This is a genomic window from Massilia sp. LXY-5 (assembly GCF_059801075.1).
The window spans coordinates 313,397-334,632 of the sequence record NZ_JBNNEH010000002.1 but is presented as its reverse complement, the minus strand read 5'-3'; the positions used below and the strand labels follow the sequence as shown (position 1 = coordinate 334,632).

The following is a 21,236-nucleotide window of genomic DNA, read 5'->3' as shown; positions in this document are numbered from 1 at the left end:
GGCGCCAGCAACCGCGCCCTGCCGGGGCCAGCAACCGCGCCCGGCCGGGGCCGCCGCTTGCCTGCGGCAGGCGAAGGCGGCGCGAAAAGTGTTAGGCGAAGTCGCGGCACGGGTGTATCGTCAATCGGCAGATCGCACGACCTGATAAGGCGATCACTGCCCTGGACGAGATGAAGGAAATGAGCGAACGTCAAAAACGAAGCGATATCGATACCGCAAAGGTGGTGACGCGCGGCATTAATATTCTGGCAGTACGGAATCGGTTCCTGGCGCAGAATTACATGCGCATCAACCATGTTCCGCAAGGCGTCATCGAACGCGTGCTCGACCGCCCCTGCGCACGGCGCGCTACTAGTGCAGAGCAATTGATTTCGGAAGCCATCGTCCCCTCATCCTCTGGTACCAGGCGCGATTAGCGTGGCGCGGCTGCGCCGGCGGCCCGGATGGTCATCGATGCAAGGGAGGAGGAAGCGCTTTCCTCTGTGTTACTGCTCAGTGTTACCGCTCTGCTGCGAGGACATCATGGACACTCTCAACGCACTGCCGCCCGCCGCGTCGGCGCTCGGCGTTTCCTTCGATGGCCGCGCCTGGCACTATCGCCAATTCACCTACGACCACCTCGACGACGCATTCCGTTATGCAAGCGTGGAGGCCGGCCGCCCCGGTATCCGCGAAGAAGCGGCGCCGGTCCACTGGCGCCAATGGACCGGCCCGACCGCCCAGGACCAGTTGCGGATGACGGCCCACGGCATCGCGTACGAGCAGGGCTACTACCGCTACGGTCCGTATCGCTACGAACTGCTCGATGCGGCCGTGGCCTACGCGCAGCGCCAGCCGGGGCTCGGTGCCGGCGCCCAGGCAACGGCACGGGACCATGAAAGATGAAGGCGCAGTCCGGCCACGCGCACCAGCTCGATGCGGCACAACTGCGCAGGCTGCTGACGCTGTCGCGCGAACTGCTGCAGACCGATGAAGCCGGCGTCTCGCTCGGGCTGATCGGGCAGGCGCTGTCCGAACTCATCCAGCCGGATGCGAGCCTGCTCCTGCTGCGCGCGGGCGGACTCGATATCGTCGAGTTCGACAACCAGGGGCGCGTCCGGGCGGCCGGCAAGGATCATCCGCTCTTTGAAACCGGCATGCTCCTGTTGCCCGACATCGATGCCGGCGCCAGGAGAGCCCCGCCCGCACCACAACAGTGCCAGCGCGTCGGGCTGCGCACCCTCGCCCTCGCGATACCGGCCTACGCCGCCGTCGCCATCCTCGTCGCCAGCTGGAACCGCGACCTTGCCAGCGCCGAGCTGGAGCGCTACGAAAGCACCATCGTCGCCCTTCTGGAACTGGGCGCCGCCGCACTGGGCAAGATCGAGGCGCGCAGCTCGCTGGAACGGCTGGTGGATCACCAGCGCCGACAGATGGCAACGACCTCGGCCTCGCACGCCGCGGAACTGGCGCGGCGCGACGACGTGGCGGTCGCCCTGAACACGCTGTCCCTTACCGACGTGCTGACCGGCTTGTACAACCGGCGCGGTTTCTTCGTCCAGGCCGAACACCTGCACAAGGTGTCGCGGCGCCGGCGCGCGAAAAGCGCCGTCATCTTTGCCGACATCGATGGCCTGAAACGCGTCAACGACGAACTCGGCCATGACCGCGGCGATGCCGCGATCCGCGACGCGGCCTTCGTGTTTCGCCAGTCGTTCCGGCAGGCCGACGTGGTCTCGCGCCTGGGCGGCGACGAATTCGTCGCCTATACCCTCGATGACGAACAGCCCGGCGTCGTCCTCGAGCGCATCCAGGCCAACCTCGACGCCTTCAACCTGACGCAGGAACGGCCGTACGTCCTGTCGCTGAGCGCCGGGATCGTGCAGTGCGATCCCGCCAGCGACGAGACGCTGTCGGACTACCTGCTGCGGGCGGACGAGCGGATGTATGCCCACAAGCGCAGCAGACTACTTAAGTAGCGTTCAGGCGCCCGCGGCGGCCAGCAGGCCTTTCAGGGTATCGAGGGTATCGGCATCCTCGACGGTCTTATCGTCGCGCCGGCGCAGGATGCGCGGGAAGCGCACGGCGATCCCCGCCTTGTGGCGCGAGGACAGCGCAATGCCCTCGAAGCCGATCTCGAACACCATGGTCGGCTTCACCGAACGCACCGGGCCGAATTTCTCGATGGTCGTCTTGCGGATCGCATTGTCGACCTGGGCGATCTCGGCGTCCGTCAGGCCGGAATAGGCTTTCGCAAAGGGCACCAGGCGGCGCTCGCCATGCCCTTCGTCGTCGTCCCAGACGGCGAAGGTATAGTCGGTATACAGCGAAGCGCGCCGCCCATGCCCGGCCTGGGCATAGATCAGCACCGCGTCGATCGAATACGGGTCGACCTTCCACTTCCACCAGGTGCCGACATCCTTCGTCCGTCCCACGCCGTACTGGGCGCTTTTCGCCTTGACCATCATGCCCTCGACGCCGCGGTTGCGCGACTCCGCGCGCAGGGTCGCCAGCGCTTCCCAGCTCTCGGCATGAATCAGCGGCGAAATCTTCAGCTGCGGCTGGTCACAGGCGGCCACCTGCGTTTCCAGCAGCGCCCGCCGCTCGTGCTGGGGCAGCGCGCGCAGGTCGACGCCGTCGAGTTCCAATAAATCGTAGCAGACCAGCACCGCCGGCAGCTCGGCCAGCAGCTTGGCGGACAAGGTTTTACGCCCGATGCGGCGCTGCAGTTCCGCGAACGGGGCCGGCACATCGTTCGCATGATCCCAGACCAGCACCTCGCCATCGACCACGGTCCCTTCGGCCAGGCGCAGGCTGCACAGTTCCGGGAAGCGTTCGCTGATCAGGTCTTCGCCGCGCGACCACAGGTAATTGAGCGCGCCGCGCCGCACCAGCTGGGCGCGGATGCCGTCGTATTTCCACTCGACCTGCCAATCGGTCAGCTCGCCGAGCGCGGCCGGGTCACCCTGCAACTGATGCGCGAGGAAGAAGGGGTAAGGTTGGCCTCCGCGCAGCTTGTGTTCCTCATCCGATTGCGCCGCGATCAGTTGCAGGAACTTGGCGGCCGTCGGGCGCACGCTGCCGTCGGTCCAGCCCATCAGGCGCTGGGCGATCAGTTTGCTGTCGACGGCTGCGATCGCGGCCAGCGCCCGCGTGACCAGCAGTTTCGAGACGCCCACCCGGAAGCCGCCGCCGATCAGTTTGCAGAACAGGAAGCGCTCGGGGGTGTTCAGCTCGTTCCAGTAGCTGAACAGGGCTTCGCGGATGACGGCGGGATCGGCGCCGCGCAGGGGCCCGATCCGTTCCGTCATCCATTCCGCGAGTCCCACGTCGCTGCGTTTTTCCGGCGGCGGCAGGATGTGGGCGATGGTTTCGGCCAGGTCGCCGACGGCTTGGTATGACTCCTCGAACAGCCACTCGTCGAGCACCGCGTATTCGATCGCGAACTGGCGCAGCAGCTTGGTCGGCACCGCCTGTTTCGGCTTGCCGCCGGCCAGGAAGTACACGGCCCAGGCGGCGTTTTCGGGCGCGGCGGTCGAGAAATACTGCTGCAGGGCTTCGAGCTTGCGGTTGGTGGCGGTGGTCTCGTCGAGTTCGGCGAACAGTGCGGCGAATTCACGCATCGTTTGTCTCCTGCTTCTCCACCGCCTGCTCCGCCTCCGTGGCCGGTTGCGGGGCGATGCCGACATCGTCATCGTCGTCGCCGTATTCGGTGTCGAAGCCGGCCGCGTCCAGCCCTTGCTGGCAGAGCCATTTCACCATCACCGGAATCGAGCCGTGCGTGACGATGATGCGCTGGGCGCCGGTGGCGGCGATGGCGCTCATCAGGCCCGGCCAGTCGGCATGATCCGAGAGCACGAAGCCGCGGTCGACGCCGCGCCGGCGGCGCGCGCCGCGCAGCTGCATCCAGCCGCTGGCAAAGGCATCGCTGTAGTCGCCGAAGCGCTTCATCCAGGGCGAACCGGAGGCGGACGGCGGCGCGACGATAATGGATTGCTTGAGTGCCGCCTTGTCGACATCGCTCACCATCAGGGTCGGCGGCAGCATGACGCCGCCTTCGCGGTACACGCGGTTGAGCGGCTCGACCGCGCCATGGCAAACGATCGGCCCAATGGACGGATCGAGCCCGGACAGGATGCGCTGGGCCTTGCCGAAGGAATAGCCGAAGATCACGCTGGGGCGCCCCTCGTCGGCATTCTTTTTCCACCAGCGGTTGATGTCGTCGAAAATGGACTGCTCCGGTTCCCAGCGGTAGATCGGCAGGCCGAAGGTCGATTCGGTAATGAAGGTGTCGCAGCGCACGGGCTCGAAGGGCGCGCAGGTTTTGTCCGGCTCGATCTTGTAGTCGCCCGACGCCACCCAGACTTCGCCCTGGTATTCCATGCGCACCTGGGCCGAGCCCAGCACGTGGCCGGCCGGGTGCAGCGAGACCGTGACGCCGTTGTGGACCACGGTCTCGCCATATTGAAGCCCGTCGACCTGGATGTCGCCCAGGCGCGAGCGCAGCACGTGGACGCCGCTGGCGGCGGTGAGGTACTTGCCATGGCCGTAGCGCGCGTGGTCGCCGTGTGCGTGCGTGATCACGGCGCGCTCGACCGGCCGCCAGGGGTCGATATAGAACCCGCCAGGGACGCAATACAGTCCCTCCTTGCGCACAACCACCATATCTGCCATGCGGTCCTTTATTGGAATCAAACCGGTTCCACGAAGTCTGCCATAAACGATTTGTGCTCGCCGTCCGGGAAGTCGATACCGATCTGGTCTCCCGCCACCGATACCACCACGCCCTCCCCGTACTTCGGCACTTTGACGCGCATGCCCGCTTCGAAATGCGGGCCGGCCGGTTCCGGCTCGGGGGTATGGTCGAACTCGTCGTCGCGGATCTCGATGTCTTCCAGCGCCAGCGCGGGGGGATTCTTGCAGTTGTCGCAGCGGCAGCACTTTTCGAAGCCCTCGACCTCGTCCCCGAAATAGTCGAGCATCAGCTTCCAGCGGCAGAAGCCGCTCACCGCATACCCCACCATTTTTTCCAGCGACTCGCGGTCGTGGTCCTGTTTCTGTACATAGACCTCGGCCAGCTGTTCGAAATTCACCGCCTTCGGCTCGTTCGCCGTGATGACGAACTCGAGCTTGCGATTCTGGCGCACGAACTTGCCATCTTTCAATAACTTGAGGCAGACCTTGATCTTCGCTTCGTTCAGGTCGCCGAGCTTTTCCTCGATGCGCTCGGTCGTGACCGGGCCATCTTCCGCCAGTTCGCAGGCGGCATCGTAGACCGAACGGATCTCGGCGGCGTCCGGGTAATGCTTCACCAGGAAGAATTGCTGCAGGCGCTTGTCGTCCTGCAGGAAGAGCAGCGTGCACTGCGCATCCTTGCCGTCGCGCCCGGCCCGTCCCGATTCCTGGTAATAGGACTCCAGGTTGGCCGGAATCTGCAGGTGGATCACGAAACGCGTGTCGCTCTTGTCGATGCCCATGCCGAAGGCATTGGTCGCGACCATGATGCGCCGCTCGTCGTTCATGAACAGGTCCTGGTTGGCTTTGCGCTCGGCGCTGGGCAGCTTGCCGTGGTAGATCGTCACCGATTCGCCGGCTTCTTCCAGGATGCGGTGCATTTCCTCGGCCGCCTTGACGGTCGCCGCGTAGACGATGCCGACGCCTTCGGTTTGCGCCACCAGGCGCCGCGCCTCGGCAAACTTCTGGTCGGGATTGGTCACCTGCACCACGCTGTAGTGCAGGTTGGGCCGGTAGATACCGGTATTGATGACCTTCATGCGCGGCCGGTTCAGCTGGCGGCCGATGTCTTCCATCACCTCGTCGGTGGCGGTGGCGGTGAGCGCCAGCACGGTCGGATGTCCGAGCGCGGCAATTGCGGCCGCCATCTCGATATAGGCCGGGCGGAAATCGTGCCCCCATTGGGAAATGCAATGGGCTTCGTCGATCGCGACCAGGGCCACCGTCGTTTGTTTCAGCACTTCCAGGAATTCCGGCGAGGCCAGGCGCTCCGGGGTACAGAAGACGATCTCGCACTGGCCCTTCGCAATCGCGTCGAGCGCCGCATGTTCTTCCTCGGCGTTCAGGCTGCTGTTGACCTGGCAGGCACGCACGCCCAGCTCCTCGAGCTTACCCAGCTGGTCCTTCATCAGCGAGATCAGGGGCGAGACGACCACTGTCAATCCTGTTAACAGGTGGGCCGGGATCTGGTAGCACAGCGACTTGCCGCCGCCGGTAGGCATGATCGCCAGCGTGTCCTTGCCGTCGAGGACGCTGTCGATGACGCGTTGCTGGCCGTCGCGCAGGCGTTCGATGCCGAACACGGAACGGAGCAGTTTTTTGATGGAATGGCGGCGCACTGCGAGCAGGCCGTTATGCAGGAGTTGGGGGTCGTGTCGGGTCATGGAGCCGACTTTAAATCGCACGCGCGAGCACGGCTATAGGACGCGAGCCAAAGGCCGCGTAGGAGCGGCTCTCTGGGGACCTTCCCCTTGCTGAGACAGGGTCGCAAGGTCGATTCCTACAGAACGGCGGATTCCCCGCCGATGCCGCGCAACATCGCCCGGCCTCAGAATGGCACCATACCAAGCGAAAACACACAGACGAAACCCGGAGAACCCATCATGATGCGCTCGATCCCAACTACCCTGACCGCACTCCAACTTGCCCTCGCCGGCGCCGCAGCCTGGCTGGTATATGAAACGAACACCCTGCAGAGCGCAGCCGTGCTGATGTTCCACTGATTTCTTGTAAGGTGCGGCAGGATCGGCCGACTGATGTCTGGCTGAAATCAATTGTCGCAAAACATTGCCGCATCTGGCGCACGATAGCGGCAAGCAAGCAAGCACCAGGCAACCAGTTATAGACCGGTACAGCGTGCGTACCGGCAGTTATCCAAATGAAAACGCCATCCCGACTCGCATCGGGATGGCGTTTTTACGTCGGCTGCGGGAACTCAGGCGGCCTTGGCTTCCATATCCACCGCGTCCGTCTCTTCCGTCGGCAAACGCATCAGGTAATCGAAGGCTGCCAGCGAGGCCTTGGCGCCCTCGCCCACCGCAATCACGATCTGCTTGAACGGCACCGTGGTCACGTCGCCGGCCGCGAACACGCCCGGGATCGAGGTTTCACCGCGTGCGTCCACTTCGATCTCCCCATGCGGCGTCAGCTCGAGCGTCCCTTTCAGCCATTCGGCATTCGGAATCAGACCGATCTGCACGAACACACCCGCCAGTTCCACGGTATGGAGCTCGCCGCTGGCGCGGTCCTTGTAGACCAGGCCGGTGACTTTCTTGCCGTCGCCCAGGACTTCGGTCGTCTGCGCACCCTTGATCACATCCACGTTCTTCAGGCTGTACAGTTTGCGCTGCAGGACCGCATCGGCGCGCAGTTCGTTGCCGAATTCGATCAGCGTCACGTGCTCGACGATACCGGCCAGGTCGATCGCCGCTTCGACGCCCGAGTTACCGCCGCCGATCACCGACACGCGCTTGCCCTTGAACAGCGGGCCGTCGCAGTGCGGGCAGTAGGCCACGCCGTGGTTCTTGTACTCTTTTTCGCCCGGCACGTTGATTTCGCGCCAGCGGGCACCGGTCGAGAGAATGACCGATTTCGATTTCAGCACGGCCCCGTCTTCGGTCGTCACTTCGAACAGCTGGCCGCTCTTTTCGAGCTTCGAAGCACGCTGCAAATTCATGATGTCGACGTCGTAGTGCTTGACGTGTTCTTCGAGCGACACCGCGAACTTCGGACCCTCGGTTTCCTTGACCGAGACAAAGTTCTCGATCGCCAGGGTATCGAGTACCTGGCCGCCGAAGCGGTCGGCAACGACGCCGGTACGAATGCCTTTGCGGGCGGCGTAGATCGCCGCGGCCGCGCCGGCAGGACCGCCGCCGACGATCAGCACGTCGAAAGCTTCTTTCTTGCTCAGTTCAGCAGCTTTGCGCTTGCCGGCGCCGGTGTCGAGCTTGGCGAGGATTTCCTCGGCGCTCATGCGGCCCTGGCCGAAATGCTCGCCGTTCAGGAACATCATCGGCACGGCCAGGATCTGGCGCGACTCGACTTCATCCTTGAACAGGCCGCCGTCGATGGTCGTGACCTTGATGCGCGGATTAATGATCGACATCGAGTTCAGCGACTGCACCACTTCCGGGCAGTTATGGCAGGACAGCGAAATAAAGGCTTCGAAGACATAGTCGCCGTCGAGATTTTTAATCTGTTCGATCACGGCCTCGTCGAACTTGATCGGGTGGCCGCCCACTTGCAGCAGGGCCAGCACCAGCGAGGTGAACTCATGGCCCAGCGGGATCGCGGCGAATTCGATGCCGATGTCGGTGCCGACACGGTTGATGGCGAAAGATGGCTTGCGCGTCGCATTGCCGTCTTCGCGGTAAGAAATCTTGGCGCTCAGGGAAGTGATTTCCTTGAGCAGTTCTTCCATTTCGCGCGCTTTCGGCGACGCGTCCAGCGATGCAACGATCTCAATCGGCTGCACCACTTTTTCCAAATAGGCTTGTAACTGCTTCTTGAGGGTTGCTTCGAGCATGGTTTTTCCTTGTATTCGGTGAAGAATGGATGCCGGCGGTCTTCCCTGCCCGGCATCCCGGTACTACTGACTACTGACTACTTAGATCTTGCCGACCAGGTCGAGGGACGGGGTCAGGGTTTCAGCGCCTTCGGTCCACTTGGCCGGGCAGACTTCGCCTGGGTGCGAAGCGACGTACTGGGCAGCCTTGACTTTGCGCATCAGTTCCGACGCGTCGCGGCCGATGCCGTTGTCGTGCACTTCCATGATCTTGATCTGGCCTTCTGGATTGATGACGAAGGTGCCGCGCAGCGCCATGCCTTCTTCTTCGATCATGACCTGGAAGTTGCGTGCCAGGGCGCCGGTCGGGTCGCCGATCAGCGGGTAGTTGACCTTCTTGATCGCGTCCGAGGTGTCGTGCCATGCCTTGTGGGCGAAGTGGCTGTCGGTCGACACGCCGTAGACCTTGACGCCCAGTTTTTCGAATTCAGGCTGGAAATCAGCCAGGTCTTCCAGTTCGGTCGGGCAGACGAAGGTGAAGTCGGCCGGGTAGAACATCAGGACGGACCAGGTGCCTTTGAACTGCTCTTCGGTCAGGTCGATGAACTTGCCTGCGTGGTAAGCGGTTGCTTTGAATGGCTTGATCTCGGTATTGATAAGGGACATGGAAGCTCCTGTTGTGTTGTGAATCAAAGTTGATGAATGCAAGTGTAAAGCGCTTGCGATCGCTTGTAAAATTAATTGATCAGATAAGATCGATTGATTTCTACTATCGCGAGGAGGAAGCACCGCCTGCCATGTCAGGCAGGCAAGGCTGTCAATCTCGCAAGAGGCCCGTCAGTGTGCGTGAAAGGCGCGGTCTTTGCAACCGCGGGCCCGTTTGCCTGTTTTACCGGCTTATGTCAGGGCCATGTGTTTCGTGCCACATATTTTGTGACAAAACCCGCAATCGATGTGACAATTGACGCAAGCTGAACAGATTCAGCAAGTGAATTTTTATTACTGCGGCAAGGCGAGCATGCAAGCGAGCGAAAAAAAGATTCTTGTCGTCGATGACAACGCGGATGCCGCCGATATGACTGCACAGATTTTGCAGATGTATGGCTTGCAGGTGCAGGTCGCCTACGGCGGCCCGGAAGGCCTGGCCCTTGCGCGCGCCAACCGTCCGGACCTGATTTTCCTCGACATCGGCATGCCGCTGATGGATGGTTACCAGGTAGCGCAGGCAGTCCGTGCCGATGCTACGCTGAGCAAGGTCATGCTGGTCGCGCTGACGGCATGGGGCGATGAAGCGTCGCGCAACAAGGCGCGTGCCGCCGGCTTCGACATGCATCTCACCAAGCCTGCAAACATCGTCGAACTGCTCGACATAGCGGGCGGCAAGTGTTGACTGGACGCCCGATCCGGCTCAGGCAGGCGGCACCGTCGCCAGTATCGAAGCGAGCACGCCTGTATCGATCGGCTTGACGAGGTGATGGTCGAACCCGGCCGCCGCCGTCTGTTCGCGATCCTTTTCCTGTCCATAACCGGTCACCGCGACCATGACCGATGCGGCGGTTCCCGGGCAGGTGCGCAAGCGCCGCGCCAGCTCGTTGCCATCCATTTCAGGCAAGCCGATATCGAGCAGGCAGACCTGGAACGCTTCCTTCTTCGCCCGTGCCAGCGCCAGGCGCGCATCGTGTTCCACCGTTACCTGGTGCCCCGATGCTTCCAGCAGCATGGCCAGCAGCGCCGCGGCATCCGCGTTGTCGTCCACGACCAGGATGCGCAGGCCGCCCGCCTGCGTGGCTGAATCGCCGCCGGCGGATGCATGGGCCGCGTCACTGTCCTCCCCTGCCGGCAGGCGCGGCAGGCAGATGGTAAAAGTGCTGCCCTGGCCGAGCCCTGCGCTTTCGCAGCGCGCCGTGCCGTGATGCAGCTCGACCAGGCTGCGCACCAGCGCCAGCCCAAGGCCCAGCCCGCCCGAGGAGCGATCCGGCGAGCGCTCGGCCTGCGCGAACAGGTCGAAGGCGCGCGCCACCAGTTCCGGCGCCATGCCGATGCCGTCATCCGATACTTCGATGAGGACATGCGCATCGCGCACATCGGTGCGCACCCGGATGTTGCCGCCTTCATGCGTGTACTTGGCGGCGTTGTTGAGGAGGTTGGCCAGCACCTGCACCAGCCGTTTGCTGTCTCCCTGCACCAGTGTCGCGTGCGGCGTCAGGCGCAGTTCCAGCTGATGGCGGCGTGCCCGGATCGCCGGCGTGACCTGCTCCACGGCGTCGGCAATGACGTGGTTGACGTCCACCGGCAGCTTCTCGAGCTCCACCAGGCCACGGGTCACGCGCGACACGTCCAGCAGGTCGTCCACCAGCCCTGTCATGTGCCTGACCTGGCGGCCGATGATCCGGCTGGTGCGCTGCACGCGTTCCTCGTCCAGCCGGCCCGTTTGCAGCAGTTCGGCGGCCGCGCTGATGGGCGCAAGGGGATTGCGCAATTCATGGGCCAGCATGGCGAGGAACTCGTCCTTCCGGCGGTCGGCCTGGCGCAGGCGGTCTTCGCTTTCGCGCAAGGCCTCGTCGTTCGCCTTGCGTTCGGTAATATCGATGGCCGTGCCGATGACGCGTACGCATTCTCCCGCGTCGTTGAAAAGACCCCGGCCTTTGGCGGCGACCCAGCGTATGCGCCCGTCTTCCTTGCCGACCGTCCGGTATTCGGCGGCGTACTGGAGGCGCAGCTGCGGATTGGCGGCCGCCTCGAATGAGGCAAAGGTGTGTTCCCGGTCCTCGGGATGCACGCCCTCATAAAAATCCGCCAGCACGACAGGACGGTCGGGCGATATGCCGAACATGGCTTTTACCCGCCGCGGCCAGTACATGGTCTGGCTCACCACATCGACATCCCATTCGCCGACGTCGGCGGCATCGATGGCAAGCCGCAGCTGTTCTTCGCGCGCGCCGAGCGCAGCCTCGGCCATCTTCCGGTCATGGACGTCGGTGGAGGTGCCGAACCACATCAGGATCTGCCCCGACTGAGGGTCGCGCCAGGACTCCGCGCGCACGAGGAACCAGCGATAGCAGCCGGCGGCGGACCGGATCCGGTGCTCGACGCTGAAATGCCCCCCACTCTTGCGGGCAGCTTCCCATGCCTGCATCGTGGCTGCGTGATCGTCGGGATGCACGAATTTTTCCGAGACTTCGTAGGGCGAGGTCGGGTCCAGGTCGACACCGGTATACGCGGACCACTGCTTGTTGAAGTACACGCCGCGGCCGCTGTCGTCGATGATCCAGACGATTTGCGGAATCGAGTCGGCCATCAGGCGGAAGCGAAGTTCGCTGGCACGCAGTTTTTCTTCCGTCTGCCGTTGTGCTTCGGTGCGCGTGGCCACCCGTTGCTCGAGCGTCTCGTTCGCTTCGCGCAGCCGCCTGTTTGCAATTTCGATCTCGATCGCCTGGTCGTCGATGGTCGACGCCATCCGGGCCGTATGGTCCTTCGTCCTGACAAACTCGGTCACGTCTTCCACGCGATGGATGATGTGCGTGACGGTGCCTTCGGCATTCAGTACCGGCGTATTCACCGGACTCCAGAAGCGCTCCTCGAAACGGATCCCATCCGCAGTTGGAATCCGTATGTCGTATTTCTGGATCGCCATCGTGTCGGGGCGCCCGGTGGACAAGGCGCGCTGCAGCGAGGCATGCAGATTGGCCACGCCGCTTGCAGATGCATCGTCGGGGTTATCCGGAAACACCTCGAACATGCCGCGGCCGACGATATCCTCGCGCCGCGTACTGGTCGCGTTCAGGTACGCCTGATTGACCGAAACGATATGCAGGTCGTGCGACAGCACCAGGTAGGGCGATGGCGCAGCGTCGAACAATGCGCTGAAATCCAGCGGGTAGCGGGATGCCGGATCGAAGGTCGGTTCCATGGGCATGGCAGGCAAGCGTCCGGTGTCGCCAGCTCAGGCGGACACCGCCGCGCACGGAACCAGTACGTCGCAAGGCAGCGCCAGGCTGAAGGTCGAGCCCTGCCCCGGCGTACTGGTCACGCTCAGTTCGCCCCCGTGCGCCGTCGCCAGCTGGCGCGAAATGTACAGGCCCAGGCCCAGGCCTTTGGGCTCGCCATTGCGGGCACCGCGTTCGAAGGGCTGGAAGATGCGCTCGACGTCTTCCGGCGAAATTCCTTTCCCCTTGTCGATGACGTCGATGCGGGCGCACTTGCCCTCGACTTCGACCCGCACCTCGACATTGCAGCCGCCGCCGTAGCGCAGCGCATTCGTCAACAGGTTCACCACCACCTGCTCGATGCGGAACTCGTCCCAGCAACCGGTGACCGGCGGGTGCGGCGTGAGGCTGATCGCGCAGCCGCTGGCGGCGGCCTGCAGCGACAGGTCGCTCACCACGCGCTCGAGCATGCCCATCAGTTCAACCTGGGCCGGGCGCACCGACAGCGTGCCGTTGCGCATGCGGGTAACGTCGAGCATGTCGTCGATCAGGCGGATCATGGCCTTGATCTGGCGCTCGTCGCGCTTGATCATGGCGCCCATCTGTTCGCCGGAAAAGGCCTGCAGATTGCCGCGTTTGAGGTGCAGCGTGCGCATCTGGGTCTCTAAAAACAGCGTGTTCAGGGGCGTGCGCAGCTCGTGGGCGACGAGGGACATGAAATCGTCGCGCATGCGCAGCGAGCGCTGCAGCTCGGCCTGGGTCGCATTCAGCTCCTGCAGCAGGACTTCCTGCTCGCGCCGGCTCTTTTCCAGCGCATCCATCTGGCGCCGCGTCTCGCGCCGCTGCTGGTCGAGCGCGACGAACACGTTGACCTTGCCGCGCACCGCGTCCGGGTCGAGCGGCTTGTAGAGAAAGTCGACCGCGCCGGTCTCGTAACCCTTGAAGGCGTAGTTCAGTTCGCGCCCGGCGGCCGAGACGAAGACGATCGGGATGTTGCGGGTGCGCTCGGTGCCGCGCATCAGCTCGGCCAATTCGAAGCCGTCCATGCCCGGCATCTGGACGTCGAGGATGGCGAGGGCGAACTCGTGTTCGAGCAGGAGCGCGAGCGCTTCGTCGCCGGAATGGGCATGGAACACGAGCCGCTGCTCGTCGCGGATCAGGGCGTCGAGGGCGCGCAGGTTGTCGGGAAGGTCGTCGACGATGAGTAATTTGCTTGGTTCTTGTAGGCTCATGTTGTCTCCAGCTGTGGCAGCAATGCCCGGATCTCGGACAGCGGCAGGACCAGGTGCGGGGCGCACAGCCGGATGGCCCCTTCCGGCATGGCCGAGGCCTGCGCGCCCGCCGGGTCCTGGACGATGGTCAGGCCGCCGCGCTGCCTGATCCTCTGCATGCCCTCGGCGCCGTCGATGTTGGCGCCGGTAAGCAGTATGCCGGCCAAAGCCGCCCCATAGGCGTCGGCGGCCGACTCCATCAGCACATCGATGGCCGGACGTGCATAATGCACCGGCGGCTCGCAGCTGAGGGAAAAAACGCGATCCTGTTCGATCGACAGATGGTACCCCGCGCCGGCAAAATAGACAGTGCCCGGCTCCACCGGCGCTTTATCGACCGCTTCGCGCACCGGCAGCGCCAGGCGCGCCGCGAACAGCTCGGCCAGGCGGCTTTCGCGGTCGGCCGGCACATGCAGGATGCAGACCGTGGCCGGGCCGAAGTCGGGCGGCAGCGCCGGCAGCAGCTCGACCAGTGCGTCCACGCCGCCTGCCGAGGCGCCGATCACGACGGCCTCGATCCTGCGGCCGGCAAGCGCAGCGCCGACGGCTTCCCGGGTCGCCGTCATTGCCCCGCCTTGCGGAAGATGCGTTCGCGCCGCGCCACGGATTCGAAGCGGTTGGCGTAGGTCGAAAAGTCGATGCTTTCCTTGCTGCCCAGCGCCATGAAGCCGCGGTGGCAGAGCGAATCGTGGAACAGTCCCAGCACGCGGTTCTGCAGGCGCCGGTTAAAGTAGATCATCACGTTGCGGCAGCTGATGAAATGCGTCTCCGAGAACACGGTGTCGGTCGCCAGGCTGTGGTCGGCGAAGGTCACGTTCTCCACCAGGTACCGCTCGAACAGCGCCCCGCCATAGGCCGCCGTGTAATAGTCCGAAAACGCGCGCTTGCCGCCCGCCTTCTGGTAGTTCTCGGTGTACAGGCGCATGCGGTCGAGCGGAAACACGCCGCGCCGCGCCGCCTCCAGCGATTCCGGATTGATGTCGGTCGCGTAGATGATGCTGCGCTCGAGCAGGCCTTCCTCGTGCAGCAGGATCGCCAGCGAATACACTTCCTCGCCCGTCGAGCAGCCGGCCACCCACAGTTTCAGCGACGGGTAGGTCGACAGGTGCGGCACGACCTGGCTGCGCAGCGCCGCGTGGTATTCCGGGTCGCGGAACATTTCGGTGACGGGAATGGTCAGGTATTGCAGCAGCCGCGCAAACGCTTCCGGCTGGTGCAGCACTTTCGCCTGCAGTTCGGAGACGGTCGCGCACTCCATCTCGCGCAGGGCGACCAGCACCCGCCGCTTCTGCGAAGCGCCGGTGTAGTCGCGGAAGTCGTAGTTGTACTTCAGGTAGACCGCCTCGACCAGCATCCGCAATTCGATGTCGATGTCGTCCGGAGGGTGCTTCATCAGGCGATTCGCTCCATCGTCGGCATCCATACCCGCAGCAGCGAATACAGGCGGCCCAGGTCGATCGGTTTCGCCAGGTAGTCGTTGGCGCCGGCGGCCAGGCACTGTTCCTGATCGTCCTTCATCGCTTTCGCCGTGATCGCGATGATCGGCAGCCGGTTGAAGCGGCCGTCGGCGCGGATGCGGCGCGTCGCTTCCAGGCCGTCCATGCCCGGCATCATGATGTCCATCAGCACCAGGTCGACGCCCGGCACTTCGTCCAGTTTGGCCAGCGCTTCGAAGCCGTTCCTGCCGACTTCGACATTCGCGCCGCGCTGTTCGAGCGCCGCCGTCAGGGCGAACACATTGCGCACGTCGTCGTCGACCAGCAGGATGGTGCGGCCTTCGAACACGCGGTCGCGGCCACGCACGGTTTTGAGCATGTGCTGGCGCTCGGTCGACAGCTGCGATTCCACTTTATGCAGGAACAGCGTCACCTCGTCAAGCAGGCGCTCGGGCGAGCGTGCGCCCTTGATGATGATCGAGCGCGAATACTTCATCAGTTCGGCTTCTTCGTCGCGCGTCAGGTTGCGGCCCGTGTAGACGATGACCGGCGGGAAGGACACCAGGTCTTCGTGCGACATGTTCTCGAGCAACTCCTTGCCCTGCATGTCCGGCAGCTTCAGGTCGATGATCATGCAATCGAAAATCTCGCTGCGCAACAGGGCCAGCGCTTCTTCGCCCGAACCGACGGCGTCGATCCTGACGTCCTCGTCGGCGATCAGCTGCACCACGCTGTCGCGCTGGCGCTCGTCGTCCTCGACCAGCAGCACGCGCTTGATCTGTTGCGAACTCTTTTCCTGCAGCTTGCGGAACACGGCTTCGAGCTGTTCGCGGCTGGTCGGTTTCAGGGCGTAGCCGATCGCGCCCAGATGCAGGGCTTCGCCGCCGTTTTCCATGCTCGAGACGACGTGGACCGGGATGTGGCGCGTGGCCGGGTTGTCCTTCAGCTGCTGCAGCACCGACAGGCCCGAGCTGTCCGGCAGGCGGATGTCGAGCAGGATCGCGTCCGGGCTTTCGCTGGCGGCCAGTTCCAGGCCTTCTCCCGCGGTGAGCCCCACCAGGCAGCGGTAGTCGAGGTCGTGCGCCAGGTCGAACAGGATGCGCGCGAAGTCGGGTTCATCCTCGATCACGAGCACGGTGCGGGTTCCCTGCGCCGGCTTCGCGCGGTCGTCGGGGAAGGACGCCCTGGCCGGCGCTTCCTCGACGGCCTCCACCGGTTCCGGCGCAGGCGGCGGCAGCGGACGCGCCGGACGCGGCGCCGGCGCTGCCGCGCGCGGGGCCGGCGGTGCGGCCGAGACCATGCCGTTGCGCGGCATGCTCAGGGTAAAGGTGCTGCCCTGCCCAGGCGTGCTGGAGACGACCAGGGTGCCGCCCAGCAGGCCCGTCAGGTCGCGCGAGATCGACAGGCCGAGACCGGTGCCGCCGAAACGGCGGTTGGCCGTGCCATCGGCCTGGTGGAAGGCCTCGAAGATGCGTTCGTGCTGGTCTTGCGCGATGCCGATGCCGGAATCGACGACCGTGAACTGGATCCAGCCCTCGCTTGTCGCGCTGACCGTCATGCTGACTTCGCCCTGCTCGGTAAACTTCACGGCGTTCGACAGCAGGTTCTTCAATACCTGTTCCAGGCGCTGGCGGTCGGTGTGCAGGGTCGGCGGCACGTTCGGCTCGACCGTGACGGAGAAGCGCAGGGCCTTCTGCTTGGCCAGCGGTTCGAAGGTGCGGCCCAGGCCCTCGACGGTGCGGCGGATCGGCAGGTCTTCCGGCAGCAGTTCGAGTTTGCCGGCCTCGACCTTGGAGATGTCGAGGATGTCGTTGATCAGGTGCAGCAGGTCGTTACCGGCCGAATAAATCGTCTGGGCAAAACGTACCTGCTCCTCGTTCAGGTTGCCCGGCACATTGTCCGCCAGCAGCTTCGCCAGGATCAGCGAGCTGTTCAGCGGCGTGCGCAGTTCGTGCGACATGTTCGCCAGGAATTCGGATTTGTAGCGGCTGGCACGCTCCAGGTCGAGTGCGCGTGCGCGCAGCTGTTCCTGGGCTTCGGTCAGGGCCGCGTTCTTCATGTCCAGGTTCAGCGCCTGCTCGGCCAGCTGGTCGTTGGTCTGCTCCAGTTCGGCCTGCTGGTTTTCCAGGCTGCTCTGCGACTCTTCCAGCGCGCGCGACTGTTCTTCGAGTTCCTCGTTTGCCGTGCGCAGTTCTTCCTGCTGCACCTGCAGTTCCTCGTTCAGGGCCTGGCTTTCCGACAGCGCATCCTGCAGGCGCTGGCGGTAGACCACCGCGCCGACCGAGGCGCCGACGGCGTCGCCGACCAGCTTCAGGAATTCGATGTCGCGCTCGCGCACCGGGTGCAGGAAGCCGATCTCGATCACGCCTTTGACTTTGCCGAAGTTGTTGAAGGGCGCGATCACGATTTCGCGCGGCGCCGTTTCGCCCAGGCTCGAGGCGACCTTGATGTAATCTTCCGGCAGTTCCTTGACGCGCACCAGGCGGTTTTCGTTGGCGGCCTGGCTAGCCAGCGAGCTGCCAGGCTCGATGATTTTCGCGCGTTCGTCCTCGTTCGAGAAGCCATAGGCGCCGATGCGGCGCAGCACGCCGTCTTCGTTACGGAAATACATGGCCGCCACCGAGCCGCCGAGGTAGCGCACCACATGATGCAGCACGGCGTCGGCCAGGGCTTCCAGGGAATTCAGGCCGATGCTTTTCGCGGCCAGTTCGGTCTGGCCGCTGCGCAGCCAGCTCAGGTGGCGCAATTCGGCATTGTGTTCGTTCTCGTGCTTGAGCACCTCGTCGTAGGTGCTCGACAGGCGCACCAGTTCGCGCCGGCCGAAGCCGGCCAGCAGGCCGCCGACGATCAGCGTAAACAGCAGGAAGGAGCCGACCGACCAGGCGATGGTCGCGCGCGCATCCTGGCCGCGCGTCACCAGCAGCGCGTTTTCGTTGTTGACGAAGGCGGCGAACTGGCTGCGCATGTCGTCGGTCAGGCTCTTGCCGCGGCCGCTCATGATCGACTGCACCACGTCCTGGCTGGCGCGGCGCTTGTCGATGATCTCGTTGGCAAACTTGAGCCACTCGGCGTGGGCGCCAAGCACGCGCTGCAGGCGGTCGGCCTGGGCCCGGTTGTCGCCGACCAGGCGCAGCAAGCCGTCCATCTCGACATCGACCTTCGGCTTGGCCACCGTATAAGGCGCCAGGAAACTTTCGTCGCCGGTGATCGCGTAGCCGCGCAAGCCCGCTTCCATGTCGGAGACGAGTTTATTCACCTCGTTGGCCTTGCCGATGACTTCCTGGGAATGTTCGACCCAGTTCAGGACGCTCACCAGATAAGCAATGACGGCCACGAAAACGATGGCGCTCAGCACGGACAGGCCGAGCGGGAGAGCGACATTGCGCGCCAGTATGCGGCGGAACTGGGTGTTATCGAGCGAGGTGCCGGTCATGTCTTGCGTTTATTTTAAGAAAAAAGTTCTTAAGTGTAACGCAAATGACACTAATCCGGCGGTTCAACCGTGCGCTGCCCCGCGACTATCTAGGAGGGCAGACAGGGCCGTAAATAGGGCGCGGTACGGCTTTTCGCAGCGCCCGCCACGGTTTCCGGCGGACCGGCCGCCACCACCGTGCCGCCTTCGTCGCCAGCGCCCGGGCCGATGTCGATCACCCAGTCGCAGGCGGCAACCACGCGCATCGTGTGTTCGACCACGACGACCGTGTTGCCGGCATCGACCAGCCGCTCGAGCTGCAGGACCAGGCGGTCGACGTCGGACGGGTGCAGGCCGGTGGTCGGCTCGTCCAGCACATATAAAGTATTGCCGCGGCCGGTGCGCTGGAGTTCGGTCGCCAGCTTGATGCGCTGGGCCTCGCCACCGGACAGCTCGGTCGCCGGCTGGCCCAGGCGCAGGTAACCGAGGCCGACTTCGCGCAGGACTTCCAGCGAACGCTCGACGAGGGCTTCGCCTTTAAAAAATTCGGCGGCGGCATCGACCGTCATGCCGAGCACCTCGGCGATGTTCCTGTCCTTGTACTTCACTTCCAGCGTCTGGGCGTTGTAGCGCGCGCCCTCGCAGACCGGGCATGGCGCGTACACGCTCGGCAGGAACAGCAGCTCGACCATGACGGAACCCTCCCCGGCGCAGTTCTCGCAGCGGCCCTTGGCGACGTTGAAGGAAAAGCGGCCGGCGTCATACCGGCGCGCTTTCGCCATTTTCGTCGTGGCGAACAGTTTGCGCACCTGGTCGAACAGGCCGGTATAGGTGGCGAGGTTCGAGCGCGGCGTGCGTCCGATCGGCTTCTGGTCGACCCGCACCATGCGCCGGATCGATTCCATGCCGCCGACGATATGTCCCTCCAGGGGCAGCGCGGCTTCCTGTTCGAGGTCGTCGGTTTCCTCCATCTCGAGCGCCGTCGTGCCCTGCCCCAGCTCGCGCGCGACCAGGTCGACCAGTACCTGGCTGACCAGGCTCGACTTGCCGGAGCCGGACACGCCGCAGACGGCGGTCAGCACGCCGAGCGGGAACTGGACTTTCAGCTTGTTCAGGTTGTTGCGGGTGACGCCTTCCAGGCGCAGCCAGCCGGCGGGCTCGCGCCGTTCGCGTGCCTGCAGGGGCGCCTCGTCGAACAGGTAGCGCCGGGTCTGCGACGCCTCGACCTGTTTCAGGCCCTCGGGCGCGCCGCTGTAGAGCACCTCGCCGCCCTTTTCTCCGGCGGCCGGGCCGACGTCGACGATCCAGTCGGCGCAGCGGATCACGTCCAGCGCGTGCTCGACCACGAACAAGGAATTGCCCGAGGCTTTCAACTGGTCGAGCGCGGTGAGCAGGGCTTCGGTATCGGCCGGGTGCAGGCCGGCCGAGGGTTCGTCCAGCACATACACGACGCCGAACAGGTTCGAGCGCACCTGGGTCGCCAGGCGCAGGCGCTGGAGTTCGCCGGGCGAGAGCGTCGGCGTGCTGCGTTCGAGCGCGAGATAACCGAGGCCCAGCGCCAGCAGCACGTCGAGGCGCGCGACCAGGTCTTCGGCGATGCGCTGGGTGACGATCAGCTGCTCGGGGTGCAGTCTGGCGCGGCGCTTGTCCGCGATGCCCTTGCCGCTCGCATAGGGCTGCAGCATGGCGTGCAAGCGCGCCAGCGGCATGCGCGAGATGTCGGCGATATCCACGCCGCCGAAGGTGACGGACAGCGCTTCCTGGCGCAGGCGCTTGCCGCGGCAGAGCGGGCACTCGGTGCTGACCATGTAGCGCGCCACGCGTTTTTTCATCGAGGCGCTCTCCGTCGTGGCGAAGGTCTGCAGCACATAGCGCCGCGCGCCCGTGAAGGTGCCCTGGTAGCTCGGCGTTTCCTTGCGCTTCAGGGCGACCTTGGTTTCCGCCGGCGTCAGGCCGGCGTAGACGGGCACGGTCGGCGTCTCGTCGGTATATAAAATCCAGTCGCGGTCCTTTTTCGGCAAGTCGCGCCAGGGCGTGTCGACGTCGTAGCCCATCGTTACCAGGATGTCGCGCAGGTTCTGGCCGTGCCAGGCGGGCGGCCAGGCCGCCACCGCGCGCTCACGGATGGTGAGCGTATCGTCCGGCACCATCGACTGTTCGGTCACTTCATACACGCGGCCCAGGCCCGAGCACTGCGGGCAGGCGCCTTCCGGGGTATTCGGGGAAAACGATTCGGCATACAGCAGTTCCTGGCCGGGCGGATAGTCGCCGGCGCGCGAATACAGCATGCGCAGGGAGTTCGACAAGGTGCTCACGCTGCCGACCGAGGAGCGCGTGGTGGGCGAGCCGCGCTGCTGCTGCAGGGCGACCGCCGGCGGCAGGCCGTCGATCTCGTCGACTTCCGGCACCGGCATCTGGTGGAACAGGCGGCGCGCATAGGGCGAGACCGATTCCAGGTAGCGCCGCTGCGCTTCCGCGTACAGGGTGCCGAAGGCGAGCGAAGACTTGCCCGAGCCGGACACGCCCGTGAACACGACCAGCGCGTCGCGCGGGATGTCGAGGCTGACGTTTTTCAGGTTGTGCTCGCGCGCGCCGCGCACACGCACATAGCCGGGGCGGCCCTGGCCTCCTGTTGGCGTGCCTGTTTCCTTGCCTGCAGTCACGTTCCCGTCCGCTTTGCGTCGCATCGTCGTG

Annotated in this window: 15 protein-coding genes; 4 read left to right on the top strand and 11 right to left on the bottom strand. The window is 64.6% G+C overall.

The genetic code is table 11. The features are described from left to right. Window positions 1–170: 170 nt before the first annotated feature. The 3 genes from ACI48I_RS04965 (at window position 171) to ACI48I_RS04955 (ending at window position 1,958) form a co-directional block, all read left to right on the top strand. Entirely contained in the window at window positions 171–416 is a 246-nt protein-coding gene (locus tag ACI48I_RS04965) for a hypothetical protein (RefSeq protein WP_498573511.1), read from the top strand. 106 nt (window positions 417–522) lie between these two features. Further along, complete coding sequence (locus ACI48I_RS04960) at window positions 523–885, top strand: hypothetical protein (protein ID WP_498573510.1); 363 nt, start codon at window positions 523–525, stop codon at window positions 883–885. Further along, a complete protein-coding gene (locus tag ACI48I_RS04955) occupies window positions 882–1,958 on the top strand; it encodes a GGDEF domain-containing protein (RefSeq protein WP_498573509.1) in 1,077 nt (358 codons plus the stop codon). Before ACI48I_RS04960 ends, ACI48I_RS04955 begins: the two co-directional genes overlap by 4 nt. 3 nt (window positions 1,959–1,961) lie before the next feature. On the opposite strand, the gene ACI48I_RS04950 is transcribed toward ACI48I_RS04955, so the two are convergent. The 5 genes from ACI48I_RS04950 to ahpC form a co-directional block, all read right to left on the bottom strand. Next, window positions 1,962–3,602, bottom strand: coding sequence for an ATP-dependent DNA ligase (locus ACI48I_RS04950; RefSeq protein WP_498573508.1), 1,641 nt, complete (start codon window positions 3,600–3,602; stop codon window positions 1,962–1,964). Next, a complete protein-coding gene (locus tag ACI48I_RS04945) occupies window positions 3,595–4,653 on the bottom strand; it encodes a ligase-associated DNA damage response exonuclease (RefSeq protein ID WP_193684842.1) in 1,059 nt (352 codons plus the stop codon). Before ACI48I_RS04945 ends, ACI48I_RS04950 begins: the two co-directional genes overlap by 8 nt. Before the next feature lie 17 nt (window positions 4,654–4,670). Beyond that, window positions 4,671–6,377 carry a RecQ family ATP-dependent DNA helicase gene (locus ACI48I_RS04940; protein ID WP_498573507.1) on the bottom strand — a complete coding sequence of 569 codons (1,707 nt, stop codon included), beginning with the start codon at window positions 6,375–6,377 and terminating at the stop codon, window positions 4,671–4,673. 551 nt (window positions 6,378–6,928) lie between these two features. Continuing rightward, window positions 6,929–8,518 carry an alkyl hydroperoxide reductase subunit F gene (gene ahpF / locus ACI48I_RS04935; protein ID WP_193684840.1) on the bottom strand — a complete coding sequence of 530 codons (1,590 nt, stop codon included), beginning with the start codon at window positions 8,516–8,518 and terminating at the stop codon, window positions 6,929–6,931. A gap of 81 nt (window positions 8,519–8,599) precedes the next feature. Further along, complete coding sequence (gene ahpC / locus ACI48I_RS04930; RefSeq protein ID WP_193684839.1) at window positions 8,600–9,163, bottom strand: alkyl hydroperoxide reductase subunit C; 564 nt, start codon at window positions 9,161–9,163, stop codon at window positions 8,600–8,602. Window positions 9,164–9,458: 295 nt separating this feature from the next. Here ahpC and ACI48I_RS04925 point away from each other — a divergent pair, with 295 nt between their 5' ends. Then, window positions 9,459–9,887 (top strand): response regulator, encoded by a 429-nt coding sequence (locus ACI48I_RS04925; RefSeq protein WP_227496385.1) that lies wholly within the window; start codon window positions 9,459–9,461, stop codon window positions 9,885–9,887. Window positions 9,888–9,905: 18 nt separating this feature from the next. On the opposite strand, the gene ACI48I_RS04920 is transcribed toward ACI48I_RS04925, so the two are convergent. The 6 genes from ACI48I_RS04920 to uvrA all read right to left on the bottom strand — a co-directional run bounded on the left by ACI48I_RS04920 (window position 9,906) and on the right by uvrA (window position 21,229). After that, entirely contained in the window at window positions 9,906–12,413 is a 2,508-nt protein-coding gene (locus ACI48I_RS04920; RefSeq protein WP_498573506.1) for a PAS domain-containing hybrid sensor histidine kinase/response regulator, read from the bottom strand. 27 nt (window positions 12,414–12,440) lie between these two features. Further along, window positions 12,441–13,655: a hybrid sensor histidine kinase/response regulator gene (locus tag ACI48I_RS04915; protein WP_498573505.1), complete on the bottom strand. Its 1,215-nt coding sequence runs from the start codon at window positions 13,653–13,655 to the stop codon at window positions 12,441–12,443. Beyond that, a complete protein-coding gene (locus ACI48I_RS04910; protein ID WP_193684836.1) occupies window positions 13,652–14,260 on the bottom strand; it encodes a chemotaxis protein CheB in 609 nt (202 codons plus the stop codon). Before ACI48I_RS04910 ends, ACI48I_RS04915 begins: the two co-directional genes overlap by 4 nt. After that, window positions 14,257–15,087 (bottom strand): CheR family methyltransferase, encoded by an 831-nt coding sequence (locus ACI48I_RS04905; protein ID WP_193684835.1) that lies wholly within the window; start codon window positions 15,085–15,087, stop codon window positions 14,257–14,259. The genes ACI48I_RS04910 and ACI48I_RS04905 overlap by 4 nt, the downstream gene beginning before the upstream one ends. Then, window positions 15,087–18,563: a response regulator gene (locus ACI48I_RS04900; protein ID WP_498573504.1), complete on the bottom strand. Its 3,477-nt coding sequence runs from the start codon at window positions 18,561–18,563 to the stop codon at window positions 15,087–15,089. Before ACI48I_RS04900 ends, ACI48I_RS04905 begins: the two co-directional genes overlap by 1 nt. An 89-nt stretch (window positions 18,564–18,652) precedes the next feature. Next, entirely contained in the window at window positions 18,653–21,229 is a 2,577-nt protein-coding gene (gene uvrA / locus ACI48I_RS04895; RefSeq protein ID WP_498573503.1) for an excinuclease ABC subunit UvrA, read from the bottom strand. Between the last annotated feature and the right edge of the window lie 7 nt (window positions 21,230–21,236).

Coding starts and splice junctions, on each gene's coding strand:
- ACI48I_RS04965 (WP_498573511.1), top strand. CDS start 171: ATGAAGGAAATGAGCGAACGTCAAAAACGAAGCGATATCGATACCGCA.
- ACI48I_RS04960 (WP_498573510.1), top strand. CDS start 523: ATGGACACTCTCAACGCACTGCCGCCCGCCGCGTCGGCGCTCGGCGTT.
- ACI48I_RS04955 (WP_498573509.1), top strand. CDS start 882: ATGAAGGCGCAGTCCGGCCACGCGCACCAGCTCGATGCGGCACAACTG.
- ACI48I_RS04950 (WP_498573508.1), bottom strand. CDS start 3,602: ATGCGTGAATTCGCCGCACTGTTCGCCGAACTCGACGAGACCACCGCC.
- ACI48I_RS04945 (WP_193684842.1), bottom strand. CDS start 4,653: ATGGCAGATATGGTGGTTGTGCGCAAGGAGGGACTGTATTGCGTCCCT.
- ACI48I_RS04940 (WP_498573507.1), bottom strand. CDS start 6,377: ATGACCCGACACGACCCCCAACTCCTGCATAACGGCCTGCTCGCAGTG.
- ahpF (WP_193684840.1), bottom strand. CDS start 8,518: ATGCTCGAAGCAACCCTCAAGAAGCAGTTACAAGCCTATTTGGAAAAA.
- ahpC (WP_193684839.1), bottom strand. CDS start 9,163: ATGTCCCTTATCAATACCGAGATCAAGCCATTCAAAGCAACCGCTTAC.
- ACI48I_RS04920 (WP_498573506.1), bottom strand. CDS start 12,413: ATGCCCATGGAACCGACCTTCGATCCGGCATCCCGCTACCCGCTGGAT.
- ACI48I_RS04915 (WP_498573505.1), bottom strand. CDS start 13,655: ATGAGCCTACAAGAACCAAGCAAATTACTCATCGTCGACGACCTTCCC.
- ACI48I_RS04910 (WP_193684836.1), bottom strand. CDS start 14,260: ATGACGGCGACCCGGGAAGCCGTCGGCGCTGCGCTTGCCGGCCGCAGG.
- ACI48I_RS04905 (WP_193684835.1), bottom strand. CDS start 15,087: ATGAAGCACCCTCCGGACGACATCGACATCGAATTGCGGATGCTGGTC.
- ACI48I_RS04900 (WP_498573504.1), bottom strand. CDS start 18,563: ATGACCGGCACCTCGCTCGATAACACCCAGTTCCGCCGCATACTGGCG.
- uvrA (WP_498573503.1), bottom strand. CDS start 21,229: ATGCGACGCAAAGCGGACGGGAACGTGACTGCAGGCAAGGAAACAGGC.